The 10,072-nt window shown below is 67.5% G+C and carries 9 protein-coding genes and 1 pseudogene; 6 read left to right on the top strand and 4 right to left on the bottom strand.

Going from position 1 to position 10,072, the window contains the following annotated elements; translation table 11 throughout:
* Positions 1–23: 23 nt before the first annotated feature.
* The 4 genes and pseudogenes from JYJ84_RS19220 to JYJ84_RS19205 form a co-directional block, all read left to right on the top strand.
* A pseudogene (locus JYJ84_RS19220) lies at positions 24–1,067 on the top strand (reverse transcriptase family protein); the annotation flags it as partial.
* 328 nt (positions 1,068–1,395) lie between these two features.
* Positions 1,396–1,725 carry an H-NS family nucleoid-associated regulatory protein gene (locus JYJ84_RS19215; RefSeq protein WP_175223476.1) on the top strand — a complete coding sequence of 110 codons (330 nt, stop codon included), beginning with the start codon at positions 1,396–1,398 and terminating at the stop codon, positions 1,723–1,725.
* Positions 1,726–2,018: 293 nt separating this feature from the next.
* Positions 2,019–3,266: an MFS transporter gene (locus JYJ84_RS19210; protein ID WP_122950118.1), complete on the top strand. Its 1,248-nt coding sequence runs from the start codon at positions 2,019–2,021 to the stop codon at positions 3,264–3,266.
* Positions 3,263–3,874: a DNA-binding protein gene (locus JYJ84_RS19205; protein WP_175223475.1), complete on the top strand. Its 612-nt coding sequence runs from the start codon at positions 3,263–3,265 to the stop codon at positions 3,872–3,874. The genes JYJ84_RS19210 and JYJ84_RS19205 overlap by 4 nt, the downstream gene beginning before the upstream one ends.
* Positions 3,875–3,980: 106 nt before the next feature.
* On the opposite strand, the gene JYJ84_RS19200 is transcribed toward JYJ84_RS19205, so the two are convergent.
* The 3 genes from JYJ84_RS19200 to JYJ84_RS19190 all read right to left on the bottom strand — a co-directional run bounded on the left by JYJ84_RS19200 (position 3,981) and on the right by JYJ84_RS19190 (position 7,046).
* Positions 3,981–5,090, bottom strand: a complete 1,110-nt coding sequence (locus tag JYJ84_RS19200; protein ID WP_174959998.1) for a polyamine ABC transporter substrate-binding protein — start codon at positions 5,088–5,090, stop codon at positions 3,981–3,983.
* Between the two features lie 237 nt (positions 5,091–5,327).
* A complete protein-coding gene (locus tag JYJ84_RS19195; RefSeq protein WP_374102113.1) occupies positions 5,328–5,528 on the bottom strand; it encodes a hypothetical protein in 201 nt (66 codons plus the stop codon).
* Positions 5,529–5,993: 465 nt separating this feature from the next.
* Positions 5,994–7,046 (bottom strand): zinc-binding alcohol dehydrogenase family protein, encoded by a 1,053-nt coding sequence (locus JYJ84_RS19190; protein ID WP_175223474.1) that lies wholly within the window; start codon positions 7,044–7,046, stop codon positions 5,994–5,996.
* Between the two features lie 234 nt (positions 7,047–7,280).
* Here JYJ84_RS19190 and JYJ84_RS19185 point away from each other — a divergent pair, with 234 nt between their 5' ends.
* Positions 7,281–8,201 carry a LysR family transcriptional regulator gene (locus JYJ84_RS19185; protein WP_122950115.1) on the top strand — a complete coding sequence of 307 codons (921 nt, stop codon included), beginning with the start codon at positions 7,281–7,283 and terminating at the stop codon, positions 8,199–8,201.
* A 147-nt stretch (positions 8,202–8,348) separates the two neighbouring features.
* On the opposite strand, the gene JYJ84_RS19180 is transcribed toward JYJ84_RS19185, so the two are convergent.
* Positions 8,349–9,329: a helix-turn-helix domain-containing GNAT family N-acetyltransferase gene (locus tag JYJ84_RS19180; RefSeq protein ID WP_122950114.1), complete on the bottom strand. Its 981-nt coding sequence runs from the start codon at positions 9,327–9,329 to the stop codon at positions 8,349–8,351.
* 280 nt (positions 9,330–9,609) lie between these two features.
* Here JYJ84_RS19180 and JYJ84_RS19175 point away from each other — a divergent pair, with 280 nt between their 5' ends.
* Positions 9,610–9,984, top strand: coding sequence for a sugar ABC transporter ATPase (locus JYJ84_RS19175; RefSeq protein WP_122950113.1), 375 nt, complete (start codon positions 9,610–9,612; stop codon positions 9,982–9,984).
* Positions 9,985–10,072 lie beyond the last annotated feature (88 nt).

Raw genomic sequence — 10,072 nt, 5'->3', positions numbered from 1 at the left:
CGTCAGATGTGTATTAGAGACTGCTCGCGGGCTGCGACGTGCCGCAATGGGCGACGCCCGGCGATCTTGCCGGCTGGCTCGGCGTGAGCGCGCCGGAACTCGACTGGCTGTCCGACCACCGGCGCGTCGACGCGCGCAGCGGCGCCACGCCGTTGCATCACTACACGTACGTGGCGCACGACAAGCGCAGCGGCGGGTGCCGCCTGGTCGAGATTCCGAAGGGCCGGCTGCGCGAAGCGCAGCGCCGCATTCTGCACGGGCTGCTCGATCGCATCGCGCCGCACGGTGCGGCACACGGTTTTCGCAAGGGGCACGGGATCGTCTCGTTCGCCGCGCCGCATGCGGATCGCGATGTCGTCGTCCGTTTCGATCTGGCGGATTTCTTCGTATCGATACACGCCGCACGCGTTCACGCGCTATTCGTCACGCTCGGGTATCCGGCCGAAGTCGCGCGCACGCTCACGGGGCTGTGCACCAACCGCGTACCGTCCGCGCGGCTGCTTGCGCCGGACCTGCGCGACCGGTTCGACTGGATCGGCCGCCAGCGCTATCGCGAACGGCATCTGCCGCAGGGGGCGCCGACGTCGCCGGCGCTGGCGAACCTGAGCGCGTTCCGGTTCGACATGCGGCTCGCCGCGCTCGCGCGTTCGCTCGGCGCCACCTACACGCGCTACGCGGACGATCTCGCCTTTTCCGGCGGCGGCACGCTGGCGCGCGACGTCGAGCGGCTGCAGCTCCGGGTCGCCGCGATCGCCCTCGACGAAGGCTTCGCGCTGCAACTGCGCAAGACGCGCGTGATGCGACGCGGCAGCCGGCAGCAACTGGCCGGCGTGGTCGTCAATCGTCATCCGAACCTGGCGCGCGATGAGTTCGATCTCCTGAAGGCCATCCTGACCAACTGCATCCGGAGCGGGCCGGCATCGCAGAATCGCGACGCGCATCCGGACTTCCGCGCACATCTCGCCGGGCGTGTCGCACATGCGGCCGCGTTGAACGCGGCGCGCGGCGCGAAGCTGCGCGCGCTGTTCGACCGGATCGCGTGGGAAGCGCGCGACGTCGGCCGGTAAGCGGCCGGATTCGCATCGACGCCGGTCGACGACTTCTGCAATACGGCTCCCCGCACTGCTATCATTCGCGCCATGCCGCGCCAGTGCCATGGTGCGGCGCTTGACTTGCCGCAGCCGTACGCCGTGCCTTCGTCGATGGCGCGCTGCGTGTTGCCGGCCCAGCCTTGTCGGTCATTGATTGACGCGCGACGTCGTTTAGTGCGTATCGCGCAAGCCATGCCGGCTCAGGCAAACGATTCACTCATTTGACAGCCCCTATTGGTGGAACTTCATGGTAGGTTCCGCCATCGGAGCTTTTTGCCAAAACATGCCCAAAGAGGATGAATACATGACCCAGGCCCTGCAGGAACTCGAAGCACAACTTCGGGACCTGAACATCAAGCTGTCGGATGCGAAGCAGAAGGAGAAGCAGGCCGCGCTCGCGGCATTCAAGGAACAGGTCGAGCTTTTGGGAATCTCGCAGCAGGAAGTGCTGAGCGCGCTCGGCTACATCGTCCAGCGAAAACGCAAGGCGCCTGCCAAGTACTACGATCCGACGTCCGGCCGCTCATGGTCGGGCCGCGGCCCGCGGCCGAAATGGCTCGAAGGCAAGGATCTCGATACGCTCGTCGTCGACCGTGAGGCCAAGACCTGGTGGCCCGGAGACGACCAGAGCTGAAGCCGGCCGGGCCGCCAGGCCACCCGGCGCCGTCCGGTTCGCGCAAGCGGGCCGGCCGGCAACACCCCGCCAGCATGCTGTTTTTCATCCGGTGTCCGGCCTGACCGCGACATCGCCGGGTTCGCCGCCGACACCGGCTCACCGTTCCCCCATTCACTACCCGCCGATTCCCGCCTGCCGTTGCGCAAGCGGGCGCTGACGCATGCGCGGACCGCCGCCGCTGGCGCGCGCGCCGGGACTTTGCTCGCGGGCACAGGCCTTAGAATGTCGCCGGACAATCGTGGCAGGACACCATGGCAGCAAACATGAAATCTTCGACGCTCGGCGGCCCGTCGGCCCCGCGCGTGGAGCAGGTCGGCGCGTACGCGTGGAAAGCGCTGGCCGGATCGGCGATCGGCTATGCGATGGACGGCTTCGACCTGCTGATTCTCGGCTTCATGCTGCCCGCGATCACGGCGGCGCTGCAACTGACGCCCGGGCAGGGCGGCGCGCTGGTCACCTGGACGCTGATCGGCGCCGTCGCCGGCGGCATCGTGTTCGGTGCACTGAGCGACCGTTACGGCCGCGTGCGCGTGCTGACCTGGACGATCCTGCTGTTCGCGATCTTCACCGGGCTGTGCGCGTTCGCGCGCGGCTTCTGGGATCTGCTCGTCTACCGCACCATCGCGGGCATCGGGCTGGGCGGCGAGTTCGGGATCGGCATGGCGCTCGCGGCGGAAGCGTGGCCGGCCAGCAAACGCGCCCGCGTGTCGTGCTACGTCGCGCTCGGCTGGCAGGCCGGCGTGCTGCTGGCCGCCCTGCTGACGCCGTTCCTGCTGTTGCACATCGGCTGGCGCGGGATGTTCCTGGTCGGCGTGCTGCCCGCGCTGCTCGCCTGGGCGATGCGCAACAAGCTGCACGAGCCGGAGGCGTTCGTGCAGCGCGCGACGCAGCCGAAGGCCAACGCATTCCGCCTGCTCGTCGCGGACGGTCGCACCGCGCGCACGAGCGTCGGCATCGTGATCCTGTGTTCGGTCCAGAACTTCGGCTACTACGGGATCATGATCTGGCTGCCGACCTTCCTGTCGAAACAGATGGGCTTCTCGCTGACGAAGTCGGGGTTGTGGACGGCGGCAACGGTCGTCGGGATGATGATCGGCGTCTGGGTGTTCGGGCAGCTGGCCGACCGCATCGGGCGCAAGCCGACGTTCCTGCTGTACCAGCTCGGCGCGGTCGTGACGGTCATCGCGTATGCGCGGCTGTCGGACCCGACCGCGATGCTGTGGGCCGGCGCGCTGATGGGCATGTTCGTCAACGGGATGGTCGGCGGCTACGGGACGCTGATGTCGGAAGGCTATCCGACGGCCGCACGCGCCACCGCGCAAAACGTGCTGTGGAACATTGGTCGCGCGGTCGGCGGCTTCGGCCCGGTCGCGGTCGGCGCGCTGGCCGCGCACTACTCGTTCCAGACGGCCATCGCGCTGCTCGCCGGCCTCTACGTGCTCGACATGGTCGCGACGCTGTGCCTGATTCCCGAACTCAAGGGTGTCGAGCTCGAATGAGCGCGGCGCTCGCGCGCCACCCAACGACTTCACCGGAAACCACGATGCAACAGAAGAACAGGACGATCGGCGTGATGGGCTCGGGCAAGGAGCCGTGGCTCGCGTTTTCGGCGCCGCTCGGCGCATGGCTCGCGCAGGCCGGCTTCAACCTGCTGACGGGCGGCGGGCAGGGCGTGATGCTGGCGGTCGCGCGCGCGTTTGCCGGCGTGCCCGGGCGGGCGGGCCGATCGATCGGCATCCTGCCGACGCAGGCCGATCCGCTCGCGGGATTCGTGCCGCTCGACGGCTATCCGCATCCGTTCGTCGACATCCCGATCCTCACGCCGCTGCCGCGCCGCGAGCCGGACGCGGATCCGCACACGATCAACCGCAACTACGTGAACGTGCTGAGCAGCGACCTGATCGTCGCGCTGCCGGGTGGGCACGGCACGGCCGAGGAGATTGCGCTCGCGCAGCGCTGGCGCAAGCCGCTCGTCTGCTTCGGGCCGGACGGTGCGTTTCGCGAACTCGCGGCGGGGGCCGCGTGCACGTCGTCGCTCGACGACGTGATCCGCTTCGTGGAAGACGCGTTTTCGGCGGAGCAAGCGCAGGCGCAGGTGCTGCGGTAGTTCACGCAGTCAGAGCGCTGGCGCGCGCCGTCGCCGCTTTTGAGGCAACCGTGCCGCCGGCGCGGGCAAGCCGCCGGCGGCACGATTCGTTACCTCGGCGCGCGGCTCAGCGGCCCGTCTTCAACTGCGCCCACAGCCGGTTCTGCAGCCGGCGAATCTCGGGCGGCATCGGCTTGAGCAGGGTCATTTTGCTCAGCACCTCGTCGGCCGGATACACCGACGTGTCGCGCGCGATCGCGGGCTTCACGTACTGGCGCGCGGCCTTGTTCGCGGTCGGGTAGAACACCGCGTTGGTGATGCCCGCATTGACCTTCGGATCCTGAACGTAGTTGATCCACTTCAGCGCGGCGTCGCGGTTCGGCGCGTCCTTCGGGATCACCATCATGTCGAACCACAGCAACCCGCCTTCCTTCGGATTCGCGAAGCGGATCTCATACGGGCGCTTCGCTTCGGCGGTGCGGCGGTGTGCGATGCCGACGTCGCCCGAGTAGCCGAGCGACACGCACAGGTCGTTGTTCGCGAGATCGTTGATATAGCCCGACGAGTTGAACTGCGTGATGTACGGGCGCACCTTCTTCAGCACCTCGAACGCGGCGCGATAGTCGGCCGGGTTCGTGCTGTTCGGATCCTTGCCCATGTACTGCAGCGTGGCCGCGAACACGTCGACTGCCTGGTCGAGGAACGACACGCCGCAGCTCTTCAGCTTCGCCATGTTGGCCGGATCGAACACCAGCGCCCAGCTGTCGACCGGCGCCTTGTCGCCGAGTACCTTCTTCACCGCCTGCACGTTGTAGCCGATGCCGTCGGTGCCGTATGCCCAGGGCACGCCGTACTGGTTGCCCGGATCGGCATCGGCGACCATCTTCATCAGCAGCGGATCGAGGTTCGACAGGTTCGGCAGCTTCGACTTGTCGAGCGGCTGATAGACGCTCGCCTGGATCTGCTTGGCCATGTAGTTCGACGTCGGCACGACGATGTCGTAGCCGGAATTCCCCGACAGCAGTTTCGCCTGCAGCGTGTCGTCGTTGTCGTAGTTGTCGTAGCGGACGTGGAGGCCCGTCTGCTTCTGGAAGTTCGGGATCGTGTCCGGTGCGATGTAGTCGGACCAGTTGTAGATGTTCAGTTCGCCGGCCGCGTGGGCGGTCGTGCCGGCGGCCGCGGCGGCCGACAGGATGGCGGCGGTTGAAAGGGCGCGGCGAAGCGTGCGGATTCGCATGACGAAGTCTTCCATTTCGGTGCGCGCGTCGAGCCGCGAGGCGCGGGTCGTTGCGCGAGGGTTCATCGGATGAAGCGGGCGTGCGTGACCACCGCTCGCAGTGAGCGAGCGTGGTGCACGACGATCAGGAGTCCGTTCGATATCGGGCCGGACCGCGTGGAAGCGAAGTGCGGGCCGGGCCCGTCACCGGTCGGCGACACGGCGAGCCGGTCGAACGGATGCAGGGGAAAGGGGGCGCTAAGGCAGCAACGATGCCACGTCGTCGGTATGGATCGCGACGTAGGCACGCGCGGCGACGGCGTTGTGGCGGCGAACGGAACGGCGGGACAGGATGGTGTAGATCGACAGGGACAGGCGAGGACTGTGCCCGCCGTCACGGTCGTCGGAGGACGCGAGCGTGGCGCGCAGGTGTCGCGCATCGCCTCGTCTCCACCGCACCAGCGGGCCACGGAATCTCACGATTACTCTCGACCGGGTTGTTGAAAGTATTGAACACCTGACGGTTTGCCAGCGACTGCCGTTTCGGGCTTCGGTCATCGCGTTGGCCGCACGGCGGCATCGGCTTCGTGACGCGAACTGAAAGCTTGGTAGACCGCCGAATCGCCTGAAAATGACGCTCCCGTGAATCATCAGGTAAATCGCTGTAAGGATGTCTCCGGATTTTCCCTAGTGATTCGAAGGCCGATGAACGCGCGTGGCGCGAGGGCGAGGGCGGGAGAAGCGCGCGAACCAGACTGCCTTGCCGGTCAGGACAGGCTCAAAGTGATGAGAATATTCGACGGCCTGCTGCCCCGGTCGCGCCCCGACACGTCGTTTCCCAGGCTGTCGCGGCCCGGTTGGCGAGCCGGAAACCGGGCGACGGGACGCCGTTGATAACGGCAGCCATCGCACGGTGTCCTTGATCTACTTCATCGTGTCTTCCGCGGCGCGTGCCACCACGACCTTGCCGGTCATGCCGCCGCCTTCCACCAGACGATGCGCCTCCCGCAACTGCGCCGCGTCGAGCGGAACCAGCACGCGGCTGACGGTCGAACGCAGCACACCCGCATCCACCAGGGCAGCCACTTCGTCGAGGATGCGGTGCTGGGCGATCAGGTCCGGCGTGCCGAACAGCGGGCGCGTGAACACCATCTCCCAATGCAGCGACACGCTCTTGGCCTTGAACGGCACGGCATCGAGTGTGTCGTGGTCGTCGATGATGGCCAGCCGGCCCTGCGGGGCAATCAGTTCTGCCAACTCCGCCCAGTGTTCGGCCGTATTCGACAATGCCGCGATGTGCGTAATGGGTGGCACCGGCAACGCGCTGACTTGTGCCGGCAGCGGCTGGCGATGGTCGATGACGTGATGGGCGCCCAGGGCCAGGCACCAGTCGCGGCTCTGCGCGCGCGAGGCCGTGGCGACCACCGTCAGTCCGGTCAGGCGGCGAGCGAGCTGGATCAGCATCGAGCCGACGCCACCGGCACCACCGAGCACCAGCAGGCTGCCCGCGCCGGCCGGCTTGCCGGGCGGCACGCCCAGACGATCGAACAGCAGTTGCCAGGCCGTCAGCGCGGTCAGGGGCAGCGCCGCCGCTTCGGCAAAGCTCAGGCTCGCGGGCGCACGTCCGACGATGCGTTCATCGACCAGGTGCGAATGCGCGTTGCTGCCGGTCCGGTCGAAAGACCCGGCGTAATACACCGCATCGCCCGGCCGGAACAGCGTGACGGCCTCGCCCACGGCTTCCACGATTCCTGCGGCATCCCAGCCCAGGCACCGGACGCTAGCGGGCGCGGCCACCTGTCCCGCTCGAATCTTGGTGTCCACGGGATTGACCGAAACGGCGCGGACGGCAACGCGCAGATCATGGGGCCCGGGTGCCGGACAGGCGATCTCGACATCGACAAGGCAGTCGGGATCGGCCAGCGTGGATTGCCGGCGAAATGCGATGGCGGCGACGCTCGAAGCAGTCGTTGTCATCACTGCCTCCAGTCGGCGATGGGCCCGTTCCGGCGCAGGATGGATGACTGGCTGGTGTTGCATGAGACGGCATGCAGGCGATGCGCCCGGATGCGGGGGGAAACAGCGTGAGAGATCACGGATCGTCCTTTCGTGGCGGGTCAAAGCCGGGATCTTAGGGGTGCCGTGATTAAAGAAAAAGTGGGCTATAGTTCCGCTCTATGCGGAACTTTCTGTCCGTAATCGAGGTGGGGAATGGACAGCCTGAGCGGCTTCGTGGTGTTCGTGCAGGTCGCGGAAACGCGTAGCTTCGTGGCGGCGGGTCGGCTGCTGGGCGTTTCCGCCTCTGCTGTAGGCAAGAGCGTGGCGCGGCTGGAGGAAAAGCTGGGCGTGTCGCTGTTTCACCGCAGCACGCGCAGCGTCACGCTGACGGCCGAAGGCGCGCTCTTTCTGGAACGCAGCCGCCGCATCCTCGCCGAGGTCGAAGCCGCGGAAATGGAGCTCTCCCATGCGACGGCCGCGTCACGCGGCCGCTTGCGCGTCAGCCTGCCGATGGTGAGTTCACCGATGCTGCCGGTACTGGGTCAGTTCATGCGCGAATACCCCGAGATCGAACTGGATCTGGACTTCACCGATCGGCTGGTCGACGTGGTCGACGAAGGTTTCGATGTCGTGATCCGGGCGGGCGAGCCGACCGACTCACGCCTCGTCGCCCGAAAACTCGGTTCCTTCCGCTCGGTTCTGGTGGCCTCGCCCGACTACCTGGCGCAGCGTGGCACGCCCAGGGTGCCTGCCGATCTGCCGGGGCACGCCTGTCTGCACTACCGCTTTCCTCGTACCGGCAAGCTGGAGCCGTGGGAGTTACGTCGCGCCGCGGGCGAGCCCGAACTGCACTTGCCCACGTCGATGATCTGCAACAACATCGAGACGCGCGTGCGCTTTGCGCTGCAAGGCCTGGGCATCGCGTATCTGCCGAAATTCGCCATCGAGGAGCCGCTGTCGGACGGTCGACTGTGCGAGGTTCTGGCCAAATATGCGCAGCGCACCGGCGCCTTCTACGTGCTCTGGCCCGCGAGCAAGCACCCGTCGCCGAAGGTCCGGGCCTTGGTGGATTTTCTCGGCGCGCGGGTCTTCCCGGCCGCTGAAGCCAAGCGGAGAAGGCCGGCCAGTCGATAGGCCGGTATCGCGGGGGCGCGCATGGCGCCGGTGGTCATACGGCGCCCGGCGTGGTGCTTCGCCCGCATCGCGCAACGCCGGGCGGGAAGGTCGTGTCGACAGACGATAGGGGCATGCGCCGTGAAGACGGGGACGCCCCGTCGAACCTCAGTCGCGGGCCGGCCCGGGCCGGCTGAAGCGCTGCTCGACCACCTCGGTGCCCCAATGCGTGCCTGCGGATTCGCTGGTCAGCGTGAAGCCGAACGACTCGTACAGATGGCGCGCCGAATCCAGGCCCTTGAACGTCCACAGGTAGGTTTCGCGAAAGCGCTGCGCGTCGACGAAGCGCATGGCTTCCGTCATGAGCCGGCGCCCGATGCCGGACCCGCGCAACGCGTCGTTCACGATGAACCATCGCAGGTGCGCGACGCCCGTTGCCGGGTCGCCGTCGATCGCGAGCGACGCGAGGGTCCGGCCGTCTTCCTGGCACAGCCAAAGCGCCTTGCCGTCGGCCGGCAGCGCACCGGCGAACTCGGCCAGCTCGGTCGCCACCCGCTTTTCGAAAACGGCGCCGAAGCCCCAGTGTTCCGAATAAAAGCGCGCGTGAAGGCTCGCGATATCGCCGATGCAGCCCGGCTGGTAGCCTTCGCAGATCGACGGCGCATCGGGTGCGGCGGCGGGCGCCTTGGCGGCGTTGTCCTGCGCGAGCGCATCGGCATACAGCGCGAGCGAGCGCAGCAGCGCCTGCTGGTCGGCCGGCACCATGCGGCGCAGTGCATTCGACACCTGATCGGTTGCGAAGGTGTCGATTCTTTTCTGGAGCTTTTTCCCATCGGCGGTCAGGTACAGCTCGGTCGCGCGCGCGTCGTCGCTCGACACGCGCCGTTCCACGACGCCGGCCGCCTCGAGCCGCGCGAGTTGCCGGCTCGTGTTCGATTTGTCCAGCCGCAGGATGTTGCCCAGATCGCGGGCGTTGATGCCGGGTGCCGTCCCGATCTCGAGGATCGCGTGAACGGCCGAAGGCGCCCAGTCGCTGTCGGCCAGCGTCGCGCGCATGAAGCCGAGCTCGCGAACCAGTTTGCGGGAGAAGTCGCGCAGCTCGAGGATGGTCGCTTCGCGAGGCTTGGCGGGAGCGTCGATGAGGTCCATGGTTGGCCTGAAAAGGTTGCGGATCGCAATCAATAATAGTTGCGAGTCGCAACTTGATCAAGGGGGAATTTCATGCGGACGGGCCGTGCCGAGCGGGCGCTTCCGGAGGCCGGCGTCGGCGCGGATCAAGCGGGAGCAGAGGGGCGGGCAGTCAGTGGTACTGGCGCGGATGGCGGCGTGCCGCGAACTGGACGCATACTCGGTGCATCCGGCCTGCCAGCCATATGAGCACGGGCGTCGGCCGGTCATCGATCCGCGGCCGCGGACAACGGAGTGCACCATGAACAATCTGAAGCCGATGACGATTGCGCTGCTTGCCGGATGCGGCATCAGCGCCGGCGCGGCCTACGCTGCCGGCAGCATGGATGCGCCGCCCTGCAGCGCGGCGCATGCGGCGGATCAGGGCGGGATCGCCGCGATGCCGGGCACGTCGGTCCGCAGCTTTTCGACCGCCGGTTGCTCGGGCGCGGTGCTGCAGGGCGAACGGGCCACCGCGACGGTCAACGGCGACCGGGTCGAGCTGCGGGACGGCACCGTCTATGTGAACGGCCGTTCGTACGGTGCGGTCACGCCCGCGCAGACGGTCGAATACGAAGCCGCGCACGACCGGCGCACGTTGAAGGTCGACGGGATAGTCCGCACGCCGGTGCGCTGAGTCGCGCGTCGCGGCTCAGGCACGCGGTGCCGCGCTTATTCGACCAGCGTCAGCTGGCCGTCGCTGAGCCGCACCTCGCGCCCGATCC

It is taken from the genome of Burkholderia sp. LMG 13014 (genome assembly GCF_905232215.1).
Classification (GTDB): Bacteria; Pseudomonadota; Gammaproteobacteria; order Burkholderiales; family Burkholderiaceae; genus Burkholderia.
Note: the sequence above shows the minus strand (reverse complement) of the source record. Positions and strands in the feature narration are given on the sequence as shown.